The sequence below is a fragment of the Cupriavidus sp. 22TCCZM01-5 genome (genome assembly GCF_057798915.1).
Genome location: NZ_JBYOJR010000023.1, coordinates 45,709 through 58,899 on the forward strand (window position 1 = coordinate 45,709; position 13,191 = coordinate 58,899).

General features: G+C 65.6%; 16 protein-coding genes. All 16 read right to left on the bottom strand.

Going from position 1 to position 13,191, the window contains the following annotated elements; all coding sequences use genetic code 11:
* Window positions 1-2 precede the first annotated feature (2 nt).
* A complete protein-coding gene (gene hisF, locus AC3FNH_RS20660; RefSeq protein ID WP_488721410.1) occupies window positions 3-773 on the bottom strand; it encodes an imidazole glycerol phosphate synthase subunit HisF in 771 nt (256 codons plus the stop codon).
* 68 nt (window positions 774-841) lie between these two features.
* A complete protein-coding gene (gene hisA / locus AC3FNH_RS20665; protein WP_276098741.1) occupies window positions 842-1,588 on the bottom strand; it encodes a 1-(5-phosphoribosyl)-5-[(5-phosphoribosylamino)methylideneamino]imidazole-4-carboxamide isomerase in 747 nt (248 codons plus the stop codon).
* 115 nt (window positions 1,589-1,703) lie between these two features.
* Window positions 1,704-2,357, bottom strand: coding sequence for an imidazole glycerol phosphate synthase subunit HisH (gene hisH, locus AC3FNH_RS20670; RefSeq protein WP_276098742.1), 654 nt, complete (start codon window positions 2,355-2,357; stop codon window positions 1,704-1,706).
* Window positions 2,354-2,977 carry a YchE family NAAT transporter gene (locus AC3FNH_RS20675; RefSeq protein WP_276098743.1) on the bottom strand — a complete coding sequence of 208 codons (624 nt, stop codon included), beginning with the start codon at window positions 2,975-2,977 and terminating at the stop codon, window positions 2,354-2,356. The genes hisH and AC3FNH_RS20675 overlap by 4 nt, the downstream gene beginning before the upstream one ends.
* A 102-nt stretch (window positions 2,978-3,079) precedes the next feature.
* Window positions 3,080-3,667 (bottom strand): imidazoleglycerol-phosphate dehydratase HisB, encoded by a 588-nt coding sequence (hisB, locus tag AC3FNH_RS20680; protein ID WP_276098744.1) that lies wholly within the window; start codon window positions 3,665-3,667, stop codon window positions 3,080-3,082.
* Between the two features lie 4 nt (window positions 3,668-3,671).
* Window positions 3,672-4,772 (bottom strand): histidinol-phosphate transaminase, encoded by a 1,101-nt coding sequence (gene hisC, locus AC3FNH_RS20685; protein WP_276098745.1) that lies wholly within the window; start codon window positions 4,770-4,772, stop codon window positions 3,672-3,674.
* A 47-nt stretch (window positions 4,773-4,819) separates the two neighbouring features.
* Complete coding sequence (gene hisD, locus AC3FNH_RS20690; RefSeq protein ID WP_276098746.1) at window positions 4,820-6,157, bottom strand: histidinol dehydrogenase; 1,338 nt, start codon at window positions 6,155-6,157, stop codon at window positions 4,820-4,822.
* Between the two features lie 28 nt (window positions 6,158-6,185).
* Window positions 6,186-6,860, bottom strand: coding sequence for an ATP phosphoribosyltransferase (gene hisG / locus AC3FNH_RS20695; RefSeq protein ID WP_488721411.1), 675 nt, complete (start codon window positions 6,858-6,860; stop codon window positions 6,186-6,188).
* 8 nt (window positions 6,861-6,868) lie between these two features.
* Complete coding sequence (gene murA / locus AC3FNH_RS20700; protein WP_488721412.1) at window positions 6,869-8,119, bottom strand: UDP-N-acetylglucosamine 1-carboxyvinyltransferase; 1,251 nt, start codon at window positions 8,117-8,119, stop codon at window positions 6,869-6,871.
* Window positions 8,120-8,227: 108 nt separating this feature from the next.
* Entirely contained in the window at window positions 8,228-8,476 is a 249-nt protein-coding gene (locus AC3FNH_RS20705; protein ID WP_211955740.1) for a BolA family protein, read from the bottom strand.
* Window positions 8,477-8,509: 33 nt separating this feature from the next.
* Window positions 8,510-9,331, bottom strand: coding sequence for an ABC transporter permease (locus tag AC3FNH_RS20710; protein ID WP_276098749.1), 822 nt, complete (start codon window positions 9,329-9,331; stop codon window positions 8,510-8,512).
* Window positions 9,328-10,278 carry an ABC transporter ATP-binding protein gene (locus tag AC3FNH_RS20715; protein WP_488721413.1) on the bottom strand — a complete coding sequence of 317 codons (951 nt, stop codon included), beginning with the start codon at window positions 10,276-10,278 and terminating at the stop codon, window positions 9,328-9,330. Before AC3FNH_RS20715 ends, AC3FNH_RS20710 begins: the two co-directional genes overlap by 4 nt.
* A gap of 236 nt (window positions 10,279-10,514) precedes the next feature.
* The gene (locus AC3FNH_RS20720) at window positions 10,515-10,799 is read right to left on the bottom strand and encodes an STAS domain-containing protein (RefSeq protein WP_488721414.1); all 285 of its coding nucleotides are present in this window, start codon (window positions 10,797-10,799) and stop codon (window positions 10,515-10,517) included.
* A gap of 139 nt (window positions 10,800-10,938) precedes the next feature.
* Window positions 10,939-11,568 carry an MlaC/ttg2D family ABC transporter substrate-binding protein gene (locus AC3FNH_RS20725; protein WP_488721415.1) on the bottom strand — a complete coding sequence of 210 codons (630 nt, stop codon included), beginning with the start codon at window positions 11,566-11,568 and terminating at the stop codon, window positions 10,939-10,941.
* A 197-nt stretch (window positions 11,569-11,765) separates the two neighbouring features.
* Window positions 11,766-12,668, bottom strand: coding sequence for an MlaA family lipoprotein (locus AC3FNH_RS20730; RefSeq protein ID WP_488721416.1), 903 nt, complete (start codon window positions 12,666-12,668; stop codon window positions 11,766-11,768).
* Window positions 12,665-13,186: an outer membrane lipid asymmetry maintenance protein MlaD gene (gene mlaD / locus AC3FNH_RS20735; RefSeq protein WP_276098754.1), complete on the bottom strand. Its 522-nt coding sequence runs from the start codon at window positions 13,184-13,186 to the stop codon at window positions 12,665-12,667. The genes AC3FNH_RS20730 and mlaD overlap by 4 nt, the downstream gene beginning before the upstream one ends.
* Window positions 13,187-13,191: the final 5 nt, after the last annotated feature.

Here is a 13,191-nt window from a genome sequence, read left to right on the forward strand (position 1 = left end):
GATCAGATCCGCACGGGGATGCCCTCGCGGGCCATGAATGCCTTTGCCTCGCCAACCGTATGCTGGCCGTAGTGGAAGATGCTGGCGGCCAGCACCGCATCGGCGTGCCCGAGCCGGATGCCGTCGGCCAGGTCCTGCAGGCCGCCGACTCCGCCCGAGGCAATCACGGGAACCGGCACCGCGTCGCTCACGGCGCGCGTCAGCTCCAGGTCGAAGCCGCTCCTGGTGCCGTCGCGGTCCATGCTGGTCAGCAGGATCTCGCCGGCGCCGCGCGCGGCCATTTCCTTCGCCCACGCCACCGCATCCAGCCCCGTGGCCTTGCGCCCGCCGTGCGTGAAGACTTCCCAGCGCGGCGGCTCACCCGGCGCCGAGCTGCGCTTGGCGTCGATGGCCACCACAATGCACTGCGAGCCGTACTTGCCGGTCGCATCCGACACCAGTTGCGGATTGGCGATGGCCGACGAATTGACGCTGATCTTGTCGGCCCCGGCGTTGAGCAGGCGCCGCACGTCTTCCACGGCGCGCACGCCGCCGCCAACGGTAAGCGGGATAAAGACCTGCGAAGCCACCGCCTCGATGATATGGAGGATCAGGTCGCGCCCGTCGCTGGTCGCGGTGATGTCAAGGAAAGTGATTTCATCGGCGCCCTGCTCGTCATAGCGGCGCGCGATTTCCACGGGGTCGCCCGCATCGCGCAGCTCGACGAAGTTGACGCCCTTGACCACCCGCCCGTTCGTCACATCGAGGCAGGGGATGATACGTTTGGCTAGCATGAGATTCCTTGTCCGCCGCGGACCCGGTCATGGCCCGGCGGCGGCGGCGCCCCGCAGGGCGCATTGGCTTATTCCCCGGTGCTCAGCTTGTCCGCGCGCGCCTGCGCGTCGGCAAAATTGAGATCGCCGGAATAGATGGCACGGCCGCAGATGACGCCTTCCACGCCGTCGTTCTCCACGGCGCACAGGTTGTCGATATCGGTCAGGTTGGACAGCCCGCCGCTGGCGATCACCGGGATCGACATCGACTGCGCCAGCTTCACGGTAGCGTCGATATTGATTCCCTGCAGCATGCCGTCACGGCCGATGTCGGTATAGATAATGGCTTCCACGCCATAGTCTTCGTACTTGCGGGCAAGATCCGCCACTTCGTGGCCGGTCAGCTTGCTCCAGCCGTCAGTGGCGACCTTGCCGTCCTTGGCGTCGAGGCCGACGATGATGTGGCCGCCGAAGGCCGAGCAGGCGTCCTTCAGGAAGCCAGGGTTCTTCACCGCGGCGGTGCCGATGATGACGTACGACAGGCCATCGTCCAGCCATCGCTCGATGGTATTCAGATCGCGGATGCCACCGCCGAGCTGCACCGGGATCTCGTCGCCGACTTCGGCGATGATGGCCCTGATGGCGGCTTCATTGCGGGGCTTGCCGACAAATGCGCCGTTGAGATCGACCAGGTGCAGGCGGCGCGCACCCTGATTGACCCAGTGACGTGCCATGGCGGCGGGATCTTCGGAAAAGACGGTGGCCTGGTCCATGTCGCCTTGCTTGAGGCGTACACACTGACCGTCCTTCAGGTCGATGGCCGGAATGAGCAACATAATCGTGACGAGCGTGGTTGAGTGAGTGAGATAGAGCCAGACTGGCCAACAGCCGGAAAGTCCGGGTCAATAGGCAAGCATTCCTGGATAGCGTTGACTGGCTCGGATCGGATCTTCAGGGATTCCAGTGCACGAAGTTCCGGTAAAGCTGCAGCCCCATGGCGGCGCTTTTTTCAGGGTGGAACTGCGTGGCAAAAATATTATCGCGTGCTACCGCGCTGGTAAACACACTCCCATATTCCGTTTCGCCGGCAATATGGGCCGGGTCCTGCGCGCGCACGAAATAGCTGTGCACGAAGTAAAACCAGCTTTCGTCCGGGACGCCATCCCACAGCGGATGGGGTCGGCACTGCCTGACGCGGTTCCAGCCCATCTGCGGCACCTTGAAGCGGGAACCATCCGGCTGGGTCATCCCGTCCAGCTCGAAGCGGATAACCTCGCCGGGCATCAGCCCCAGGCAAGGCGTCTTGTCGGTGCCGGGCCTGGCTTCGCGGCTATGTTCAAACAGCATCTGTTCGCCAACGCACACACCGAACATCGGCTTGCTGGCCGCCGCCTCGATCACCGCTTCCTGCAGCCCCGAAGCGCCCAGCGCCGACATGCAGTCAGGCATGGCGCCCTGCCCCGGCAACACCACGCGGTCAGCGCTGCGGATGCCTTCAGGGACATCCACCACGCGCACGTCCGCTTCCGGCGCCGCGGCACGCAAGGCCTGCGCCACCGAGCGCAGGTTGCCCATGCCGTAATCCACAATTGCTATGGTAGTCATGATTTCAAAACAGGCAATAATGTCTTCAGCCCGTCCACAATGAATTCAACGGCCAGCGCCGACAGGATCAGCCCCATCAGCCGCGTGCCGATATTGATGCCGGTACGCCCCACCACCCGGGCGATCGGATCCGCCGCGCGGAACACCGCGTACACCACCGCACCCAGCACCACGCCAATGCCGACCAGGATCAGCAACTGGTACCAGTGCTGCGTCTTGCCCGCATAGACGATCACGGTGCTGATCGAACCCGGGCCGGTCAGCAGCGGCAGCGCCAGCGGCACCACCGCGATGCTGGACCTGGCCTCGGCCTCGTCCTCTTCTTCCGGCGTGGCCTTGGTCCGGCTGGTCTGGGCGTTCAGCATGTTCATGGCCATCATGATCATGATGAGCCCGCCACCCACCTGCAGTGACGCCACCGAGATATTGAAGAACTCGATGATCTGCTGGCCCAGCAGCGCCGATACCGCCACCACGATCGCCACCGAGACCGACGCGATCTTGATGGTACGCAGTTTTTCCCCTTCCGACTGCTGGCCGGTCAGGCTGATGAAGAACGGAATGGCGCCGATCGGGTTGATCAGCGCCAGCAGCGAGATGAACGACTTGAGCGTATCCATCGGTTGCGATCGGTTGCGGGTGGCCAGTGCCCCGGCCCAGTTTCGCGAAGTTCGGTCAGCGGGCGCCGCAACCAGCCGGCACGCCTTCGGTTCGGCAGCTGCTCAGAGCGTGCCCTTGGTCGATGGAATGGTGTTCGCCGAACGTGGGTCCAGCTCCACCGCCATGCGCAGCGCCCGGCCAAAGGCCTTGAACACGGTCTCGCACTGGTGGTGGGCATTGATGCCCCGCAGATTGTCGACATGCAGGGTCACGCCCGCATGGTTGACGAAGCCACGGAAGAACTCGATGGTGAGGTCGACGTCGAAGCTGCCCACGCGCGCACGGGTGAATGGCACATGGAATTCCAGGCCCGGGCGGCCGGAAAAATCGATCACGACGCGCGACAGGCACTCGTCCAGCGGCACATAGCTGTGGCCGTAGCGGGTAATGCCCTTCTTGTCACCGATAGCCTTGGCGACCGCCTGGCCGAGGGTGATGCCGACGTCCTCCACGGTGTGGTGGTCGTCGATATGCGTATCGCCGGTAGCCTCGACTTCCAGGTCGAACATGCCGTGGCGGGCAATCTGGTCGAGCATGTGGTCGAGGAACGGCACGCCGGACGCCAGTTTCTGGCGGCCGGTGCCGTCAAGGTTCAGGGAAACGCGGATTTGCGTTTCCGATGTATTGCGGGTGACCTCTGCAACACGCATGGTGTTAATCCTGCAGCGACGCTGCGAATGCCTCTAGGAACTGCGCGTTTTCTTCAGGAGTGCTGACCGTGACGCGCAAACAGTTGGCCAGCAATGGGTGCATTTTACTCACGTTCTTGATCAGCACCTTGCGGGCAAGGAGTCGATCGAACGTCTGTGCGGCATCCGGCACGCGTGCCAGCAGGAAATTGGCCGCACTGGGGAACACGGTCACGCCGGCGTGGGCAGCCATGCCCTGCGCCACGCGCGCGCGTTCGGCGCGCAGCTGCGCCGCCTGCTCATCGAGCACGGCGACGTGCTCGAGCGCGAACAGCGCCGTCGCCTCGGTCAGTACATTGACGTTGTACGGCGGGCGCACCTTGTCGAGCTGCTCCAGCCACTGTGGTGCGCCAGCCACATAGCCCAGGCGGATACCGGCCAGGCCCAGCTTGGACACCGTGCGCATGACCAGCAGGTTGCCGAACTCCGTCAGGCGCGGCATCCAGCTTTCCTGCGCGAACGGCTGGTAGGCCTCGTCCACGACCACCAGGCTGCGGCATACCGCCCCCTGCGCGGCACGGACGATGGCCTCCATGTCGGCGGCATCGAACAGGTTGCCGGTCGGATTGTTGGGATAGGCCAGGTAGATGATGGCGGGCTGGTGTTCGGCCATGGCGGCCAGCATGGCTTCGCGGTCCAGCGTGAAGTCCGCGCGCAGCGGCACGCCCACGAACTGCAGGCCGGCGAACTGGGCCGACATCGCGTACATCACGAAGCCGGGCACGGGCGCCATCACCTTCGCACCGGGCCGGGCCGCGGCCAGCGCCAGCATGCTGATGATTTCATCCGAACCGTTGCCGAGCAGCACATCCATGCCGGCCGGCACCTGCATGACGTCCTTCAGCTTCGCGCGCAGCGCCTCGCTGCTGGGCACCGGGTAGCGGTTCAGCGCCACCTCGCCGAGCCGCGCGGCCAGTTCGGCGCGCAGGTCGGGCGGCAGGCGATACGGGTTCTCCATGGCGTCGAGCTTCACCAGACCATGCGAATCCGGCACGTGGTAGGCGCCCATGGCGCGCACGTCGTCACGGATGATTCGCTCGATCAGGGAAGGGTCTACGACTGACATGGATGCTCCTTGTTTGCGCAGCCGCACCAACGCGGCTGCAATGGGATTCAACTACGCTTGAAACGATACTCGGCGCTGCGGGCGTGGGCCTGCAGGCCTTCGCCATACGCCAGCTCGGCGGCAATCTGGCCCAGCATCTGCGCCCCGCCCTCGCTCACTTCGATCAGGCTCGAGCGCTTCTGGAAGTCGTACACGCCCAGCGGCGACGAGAAGCGCGCCGTGCGCGAGGTCGGCAGCACGTGGTTGGGGCCGGCGCAGTAGTCGCCAAGCGATTCGCTGGTATAGCGGCCCAGGAAGATGGCGCCAGCGTGGCGGATCTTCTCGCTCCACTGGCGCGGATTCTCGGCCGAGATTTCCAGGTGCTCCGGCGCAATCGCGTTGGCGATCTCGCAGGCCTCATCCATGTCGCGCACCTTGACCAGCGCGCCACGGCCCGAGATCGACGCCGCAATCACTTCGCGGCGCGGCATGCTGTCGAGCTGGCGCTGGATGCTGGCTTCCACCTGCGCGATGTAGTCCGCGTCCGGGCACAGCAGGATCGATTGCGCGAGTTCGTCGTGCTCGGCCTGCGAGAACAGGTCCATCGCCACCCAGTCCGGGTCGGTCGTGCCGTCGCAGATCACCAGGATTTCCGAGGGGCCCGCGATCATGTCGATGCCGACCGTGCCGAAGACGCGGCGCTTGGCGGCGGCCACATACGCATTGCCCGGTCCGACGATCTTGTCGACCTGCGGCAGCGTCGCCGTGCCGTAGGCCAGCGCGCCGACCGCCTGCGCGCCGCCGATGGTGAACACCCGGTCCACACCCGCGATCTGCGCGGCGGCCAGCACCAGCTCATTGCGCACGCCGCCCGGCGTGGGCACGACCATGATGATTTCCTTGACGCCGGCCACGCGCGCCGGAATCGCGTTCATCAGCACGGACGACGGATACGCGGCCTTGCCGCCCGGCACGTAGATGCCCACGCGGTCCAGCGGCGTCACCTTCTGGCCCAGCATGGTGCCGTCGGCCTCGGTGTACTCCCAGCTGTGGCTGCCGCACTCGATCTTCTGCTTCTCGTGATAGGCGCGCACGCGCGCGGCGGCCGCTTCCAGCGCGGCGCGGCGCTTGGGCTCCAGGTCTTCGAGCGCAGCTTCGAGTTCGCTTTGCGAGACTTCCAGCGCGCCCATCGACGCGGCCTCGACGCGGTCGAACCGCTGCGTGTACTCGAGCACCGCGACGTCGCCGCGATCCTTCACGTCGGCCAGGATCTGCGCCACGGCGCGGTCGATGGCCTCATCCTCGGCGGCCTCGAAGGCCAGCACCTCGCGCAGCGCCTGGGCAAAGCCCGGCTCGGCGGAGTCGAGCTGGCGGATCGACACGTTTTCCATTTCGGTTGCGTTCATGACTCCATTCCTTTCTGGGGCGCCGGCCTCAGGCCAGCGCCGCCGATGCCTTCTCGAACGCGTCGAGAATCGGCGTCAGGCGTTCGCGCTTGAGCTTCAGCGCAGCCTGGTTCACGAGCAGGCGCGACGAAATCTGCACGATCTCCTCGACTTCCACCAGGTTGTTGGCGCGCAGCGTGCCGCCGGTGCTGACCAGGTCGACGATGGCGTCCGACAAGCCGACCAGCGGTCCCAGTTCCATCGAACCGTACAGCTTGATCAGGTCGACGTGAACGCCCTTCTTCGCAAAATGCTCGCGCGCGGTCTGCACATACTTGGTGGCCACCGCGAGACGCGCGCCCTGGCGCACGGCGTTGGCGTAGTCAAACCCGGCCGGCACCGCCACCGACATGCGGCAGCGTGCGATGTTCAGGTCGATCGGCGCGTACAGGCCCGTCATGCCGTGCTCCATCAGCACGTCCTTGCCGGCTACGCCAAAGTCGGCCGCGCCGTATTGCACGTAGGTCGGCACATCGGACGCGCGCACGATGATCACGCGCACGGCCGGATCGGAGGTCGGCAGGATCAGCTTGCGCGAAGTCTCCGGATCCTCGGTGACACGGATGCCGGCGGCCTCGAGCAGCGGCAGTGTTTCCTTGAAGATACGGCCCTTGGAAAGCGCCAGGGTGAGCTGGCTGGGCGAAGCGTTGAAAGCGGGGCTCATCGGGTTCCTCAGGCAATGCGGCGGATCTTGGCGCCAACTGCCGACAGCTTGTCTTCCATGCGGTCGTAGCCGCGGTCCAGGTGATAGATGCGGTCGATCACGGTGTCGCCGTCGGCCACCAGGCCGGCAATCACCAGGCTCGCCGAGGCGCGCAGGTCGGTCGCCATCACGTTGGCGCCGGACAGGCGCGGCACGCCCGTCACCACGGCCGTGTTGCCTTCCGCCGTGATGTTGGCACCCAGGCGGTTCAGCTCCTGCACGTGCATGAAGCGGTTTTCGAAGATCGTCTCGGTAATGCGCGCGGTGCCCTCGGCCACGGCGTTCAGCGCCATGAACTGCGCTTGCATGTCGGTCGGGAAAGCCGGGTACTCCGAGGTGCGGAAGCTCACGGCCTGGGCACGGCGCGGCATCGACAGGCGGATCCAGTCATCGCCGGTTTCCACGTTGGCGCCGGCCTCGCGCAGCTTGATCAGCACGGCGTCCAGGATCAGCGGCGGAATGTCGCGCAGGACCAGGTCGCCCAGCGTGGCCGCGGCCGCGCACAGGAAGGTGCCGGCCTCGATGCGGTCGGCGACGACCGAGTGCTGCGCGCCATGCAGCTTGTCGACGCCCTGCACGACCAGCCGGTCGGTGCCGATGCCGTCGATCTTCGCGCCCATCTTGACGAGCAGGTTGGCGAGATCGGTCACCTCGGGCTCGCGCGCGGCGTTTTCCAGCACCGTCTCGCCTTCGGCGAGGGTCGCGGCCATCAGCAGGTTTTCCGTGCCGGTCACGGTGATCATGTCCGTCACCACGCGCGCGCCCTTCAGGCGGCTGGCGCGGGCATGGATGAAGCCGTGCTCGATCGCGATCTCGGCCCCCATGGCCTGCAGGCCCTTGATGTGCTGGTCCACCGGACGCGCGCCGATGCCGCATCCGCCGGGCAGCGAGACGCGCGCCTCGCCGAAGCGCGCGACCAGCGGGCCGAGCACCAGGATCGACGCGCGCATGGTCTTCACCAGCTCATACGGCGCCTCGGGCGAATTGATGTCGGTGCCCTTCAGCGTGGCGGTGGCGCCCGTCATCTCGGCATGCATGCCCATCTGCCGCAGCAGCTTGAGCATGGTGCGCGTGTCCTGCAGGTTCGGCACGTTGTCGATGGTGACGGTGTCTGCCGTCAGCAAGCCGGCGCAGAGGATCGGCAGCGCGGCGTTCTTGGCGCCGGAAACACGGATCTCGCCTTTGAGCGGGCCATTGCCCTGGATCTGGAATTTGTCCATGTTCTGTCAGTTGCAGCCGGACGGAGTCAGCACGCCCGGCGTCGTTATCGCGGGAGCCACGCGCGCCAGCGCGCAGCTCGAATCGGTGAAACTGCCGGCCCCGGCCCCTTATTTGCCGGCGCCCGCCTGCCACTCGGCCGGCGTCAGCGTCTTCATCGACAGCGCATGGATCTCGGCACGCATGCGGTCGCCGAGCGCGGCGTACACGCGCTGGTGACGCTGGATCAGCCGCTTGCCGTCGAACTCGGCGCTGACGATGGTGGCAAAGAAGTGCTGGCCGTCACCCTCGACTTCCAGGTGTTCGCAGGGCAAACCTTGGGCAATGTAATCCCTGACTTGTTCCGGAGTAGGCAGCATGATTTCTTCTCTTCTGTGTGGATGGCCGCGTGTTCAGTGACGCAGCTTGTAACCCGACTTCAGCAGGCGCAGCGCCAGCGTCGCGAGCAGCACGAAGGCCGCGCCGACCACCGCCAGGCTGAACATCGGCGACACGTCCGAGACGCCGAAGAAGCCATAGCGGAAGCCGTCGATCATGTAGAAGAACGGGTTGGCATGGGACACCGCCTGCCAGAAGGCGGGCAGCGAATGGATGGAATAGAACACCCCCGACAGGAATGTCGCGGGCATGATCAGGAAGTTCTGGAAGGCGGCCAGCTGGTCGAATTTCTCGGCCCAGATACCGGCGATCAGCCCGAGCGTCCCCAGGATGCCGGCACCGAGCAGCGCGAACACCAGGATCCAGCCCACGCTGGAGAAGTGCAGGTTAGCGAACCACGCGGTCACCAGCAGCACCCCGAGGCCAACCGTCAGGCCGCGGATCACCGAAGCCACCACGTAGGCGCCGAACATCTCCCAGTGCGACAGCGGGGGCAGCAGCACGAATACCAGGTTGCCGGTGATCTTGGACTGGATCAGCGACGACGAACTGTTGGCGAAGGCGTTCTGCAGCACGCTCATCATCACCAGGCCCGGTACCAGGAATGCGGTATAGCTGATCTGGTCATAGACCTTGACGCGGTCTTCCAGCACGTGGCCGAAGATCAGCAGGTACAGCACGGCCGTCAGCACCGGCGCGGCCACGGTCTGGAAACTGACCTTCCAGAAGCGCAGCACTTCCTTGTAAAGCAGGGTCCGGAAACCGACCAGCCCGCCCACGGCCATCGGCGCAAGCCGCGTGGTGTCCAGCACTTCGATATCGCCAGGCTGCTTCATGCCGCGGCCTCCATGTCCTGGTCGGGCAAGGCGCCGGGCATGTGGCCCTCGCGGCGCATGATCTGGACGAACACGTCTTCGAGATCGGCCTTGTTGATTTCCATGTCTTCGATGTCACAGCCCGCCTCGCGGCAGGCAGCCAGGATGGGCTCCACGGCCGGGTAGCCCGACAGGCGCAGGCGCACCGCGCGCTCGCCCGGATTGGCGGGCATGCGCAGCGGCTCCAGCGCCACGGGCAGCGTGCCGCGCGCGAACGTCAGCACCAGTTGCAGGCCTGCGAACTGCGTCAGCAGGTTGCTGGTGCGGTCCAGCGCCACAACCTCGCCAAATTTCAGCATGGCGATGCGGTCGCACAGCGCTTCGGCTTCTTCCAGGTAGTGCGTGGTCAGGATGATGGTGTGCCCTTCCCGGTTCAGCCGCGAAATGAACTTCCACAGGGTCTGGCGCAACTCCACGTCCACGCCGGCGGTGGGTTCGTCCAAGACGATCACCGGCGGACGGTGCACCAACGCCTGCGCCACCAGCACGCGCCGCTTCATGCCGCCGGACAGCTGGCGCATGTTGGCATCGGCCTTGTTGGTGAGATCCAGGTTGGCCATGATCTCGTCGATCCAGTCGTCATTGCGCGTCAGGCCGAAGTAGCCCGACTGCAGTCGCAGCGTCTCGCGCACGGTGAAGAAGGGATCGAACACGAGTTCCTGCGGCACCACGCCGAGCATACGCCGCGCCATCCGGTAGTCGGACACGACATCGTGCCCGAGCACACTGACGCGGCCGGAATCCGCGCGGTTCAGGCCCGCCAGGATGGAGATCAGCGTGGTCTTGCCGGCACCGTTGGGACCGAGCAGACCGAAGAATTCGCCGCGCTCGACGGTGAAGCTGACGCCCTTGAGCGCCTGCAGGTTGCTGTAGCGCTTGCGAACGTCGGTGAGTTCGATGGCTTTCATGGCCGAATGTCTGGAGCTGGCCCGACTGGGACCGGCCGTCTGGAAATGGGGACCAACTTGAACCAACTGGTGCCCGGGCAACCCTGAACCGGCCCGAAGTGCTGCGGGGGAATGGGCGAACAACCCGGAATTATAGGGGATGCGGGCAAACTCCCGCTTGGGACGCGGCCACCGCCTCGGGCAGTGGCCGGGGCATCCGGATGACCGCAACCGGGCACGCGGTCAGGGATGCCGGTTCAATGTCGATGCGAAGCCGCTTGCGGCGTCAGGCCGAGCAGGCCGTCGACGCCATACAGCGAAGCCAGTTCGGCCAACTGCGGCGGCACGCCGCTCAGGGCCAGCTTGCCCTGGCGGGCGACGGCGGCGCGCTGCCAGGCCAACAGCACGGCAACGGCGGATGAATCCACCTGTTCCAGCGCGGCGCAGTCCACCTGTGTTTCGCCTTGTGCAACGCGCGACAGGCCATCACGCAGCACCACGGCGGCGTTCTGGTTGGTCAGCGAGGTGCCAAGCGAGAGCATCGGAGAAGTCAGATCGGCGAAGCCAGGGGGTTCCGGAAAACACAAGCTCCCGCCTGGAGGCGGGAGTTTGCGTGTGTGGGGCCATTGTAGGGCAGTTTGGCGCCGCGTGCTGCAATGCAGCGCCAATTTGCGCAGCGCGTCAGCTCTTGGCGTTGGCCAGCTGCCGGTTGCGGTCCTGCAGCGTCTTGATCACGCCATCCACGCCCTGCTGGCCGACGATGGTGTTGAAGCTGCCCTTGTAGGCTTCGGTCAGCCATGCGCCCAGCACGTTGATGTCATAGACCTTCCAGCCCTGCGCGGTCTTCTCGAGGCGGTAATCGAGCTGGATCGGCTCGCCCTTGTTGATCACCTGGGTGCGGATGGTCGCGTCGGTGTCCTCGGGCGAACCGCGATACGGCTTGTACTGCACGGTCTGGTCGCGGATCTGCGCAATGGCGCCGGCGTAGGTACGGATCAGCAGCGTCTTGAACTCGTCGGTGATGACCTTCTGCTGCTCGGGGGTGGCCTTCGACCAGTTGCGGCCCATGGCGATCTGCGTGGTCTTCTGGAAGTTCGCGTTCGGCAGGATCTTCTGCTCGACCAGCGCGGAGATCTTGGCGATATTGCCGGCCTGCATGTCCTTGTCGCTCTTGACGCTGGTCATCACGTCGCTGACGACGGCCTTGACCAGCGTTTCAGGGCTGGCTGCGTCTTGCGCCGAAACCTGCGCATGGGCGGCGCCGGCAAAGGCGGCTACAGCGAGGAAGGGGAGCAACAGTCGCTTGATCATGGATTTTCCTTCTTGGTCAGGTTCATTCGCCGCCCCTGGAGCCGGCCGGGGCTTTGGCAGGCGAGTTGTCCAGGGGCGTTGCGCACATTGGAACATAGTCCGCGGCGGCGAGTTTCTCGCGCCAGCGCATCCGGCGTCACTTAAAAACAAATTGTTTCAGTGCTCACAGCGCATTCACAGCGCCGCGCAGCGCAGCGTCACCGAATGTGCAGGCCGCCGCCCGGGACGATGCGCTGCATCGGCGACGCCGGCGGCACGGGCAGGTTCTGGCCCTCTGGCTGCGTGGTTCCCTCGGACGGCGCAGCAGGTTGCTGGGACGGCTGCTGGGACGGCTCCTGCGACGGCTGCTGAGGTGCGCCGTCGCTCTCGGAATCGTCGTTCTCGCGGCCTGGAGGATTGCCGTCGTAGATCAGGTACTCGCGCCGCTGCAGGTACGCATCGCGCATGAACGCGTACTTGTCCAGTGCGGCCTGCTCGAGCAGGTTGGTCGCGCCAAGCAGTTGCGCGCGGCCCGCGACGATACGGACGCCGATCAGCGAATTGCGCAGCGAGACCGGATAGAAATAGGCCGACGGGTCGATCTGCCGGTCCACCAGCATGCCGGCGGTGTCGCGCACGGTGCTCGGCCCGAACAGCGGCAGCACCAGGTACGGGCCCGCCGGCACGCCCCAGACGCCCAGGGTCTGGCCAAAATCTTCCTTGTACTTGGGCAGGCCACCCGGCGTGGCGATATCGATCAGCCCGCCGATGCCGAGCACGGTGTTGATCGCCACCCGCATGGTGTCCTCGGCGGCACGGCTAGGCTTGCCCTGCAGCAGGTTGTTCACCGCCGAATAGACATCGCTGACGTTCGAAAAGAAATTGTCGACCGCAGTCTGGACCGGCGACGGAATGTAGTCGGAATAGAGCTGGGCAACGGGCTTCAGCACGCCCTTGTCGAAGTCCTCGTTGATCCGCGAGACCTCGCGGTTGAACGGCTCGAGCGGATCCTTCGGGTTGGCGGTCGGGCCCGTGGCGCAACCAGCCATCAGCGTCAACGCGCTGGCGGCGAACGCCAGCACGGCGCGCCGGGGCGCCGGTATATGGGAGGCGACGTTCATTTACCGGCTCCGCCAAGGGCCGGTGCGCTCGCCGCGCCGCCGCTGTTGCCTCCGCCGGCCCCGGCATCGGCCGCCTTGTTGTAGAGGAACTGGCCGATCAGGTTCTCCAGCACCACCGCCGACTGCGTCATGGTGATGCGCGAACCCTGTGCCAGCATGGCGGTATCGCCGCCAGCCTCCAGGCCGATGTACTGCTCGCCGAGCAGGCCCGAGGTCAGGATCTTGGCCGAGGTGTCCTTGGGAAACTGGTACTGCTTTTCCAGGTTCATGACCACGGTCGCCTGGTAGGTCTTGTCATCGAACCGGATCTCGGCGACGCGTCCGACCACCACGCCGGCGCTCTTGACCGGCGCGCGCGGCTTGAGCCCGCCGATGTTGTCGAAGCGCGCTTCCACCGCGTAGGTTTCCTGGAACGTGAAGGCGCTCATGTTGCCGGCCTTCAGGGCGAGGAACAGCAGGGCAACAAAGCCCGCCGCCACAAACAACCCCACCCAGAAATCGAGTGCACTTTTTTTCATTGGGA

Coding starts and splice junctions, on each gene's coding strand:
- hisF (WP_488721410.1), bottom strand. CDS start 773: ATGCTAGCCAAACGTATCATCCCCTGCCTCGATGTGACGAACGGGCGG.
- hisA (WP_276098741.1), bottom strand. CDS start 1,588: ATGTTGCTCATTCCGGCCATCGACCTGAAGGACGGTCAGTGTGTACGC.
- hisH (WP_276098742.1), bottom strand. CDS start 2,357: ATGACTACCATAGCAATTGTGGATTACGGCATGGGCAACCTGCGCTCG.
- AC3FNH_RS20675 (WP_276098743.1), bottom strand. CDS start 2,977: ATGGATACGCTCAAGTCGTTCATCTCGCTGCTGGCGCTGATCAACCCG.
- hisB (WP_276098744.1), bottom strand. CDS start 3,667: ATGCGTGTTGCAGAGGTCACCCGCAATACATCGGAAACGCAAATCCGC.
- hisC (WP_276098745.1), bottom strand. CDS start 4,772: ATGTCAGTCGTAGACCCTTCCCTGATCGAGCGAATCATCCGTGACGAC.
- hisD (WP_276098746.1), bottom strand. CDS start 6,157: ATGAACGCAACCGAAATGGAAAACGTGTCGATCCGCCAGCTCGACTCC.
- hisG (WP_488721411.1), bottom strand. CDS start 6,860: ATGAGCCCCGCTTTCAACGCTTCGCCCAGCCAGCTCACCCTGGCGCTT.
- murA (WP_488721412.1), bottom strand. CDS start 8,119: ATGGACAAATTCCAGATCCAGGGCAATGGCCCGCTCAAAGGCGAGATC.
- AC3FNH_RS20705 (WP_211955740.1), bottom strand. CDS start 8,476: ATGCTGCCTACTCCGGAACAAGTCAGGGATTACATTGCCCAAGGTTTG.
- AC3FNH_RS20710 (WP_276098749.1), bottom strand. CDS start 9,331: ATGAAGCAGCCTGGCGATATCGAAGTGCTGGACACCACGCGGCTTGCG.
- AC3FNH_RS20715 (WP_488721413.1), bottom strand. CDS start 10,278: ATGAAAGCCATCGAACTCACCGACGTTCGCAAGCGCTACAGCAACCTG.
- AC3FNH_RS20720 (WP_488721414.1), bottom strand. CDS start 10,799: ATGCTCTCGCTTGGCACCTCGCTGACCAACCAGAACGCCGCCGTGGTG.
- AC3FNH_RS20725 (WP_488721415.1), bottom strand. CDS start 11,568: ATGATCAAGCGACTGTTGCTCCCCTTCCTCGCTGTAGCCGCCTTTGCC.
- AC3FNH_RS20730 (WP_488721416.1), bottom strand. CDS start 12,668: ATGAACGTCGCCTCCCATATACCGGCGCCCCGGCGCGCCGTGCTGGCG.
- mlaD (WP_276098754.1), bottom strand. CDS start 13,186: ATGAAAAAAAGTGCACTCGATTTCTGGGTGGGGTTGTTTGTGGCGGCG.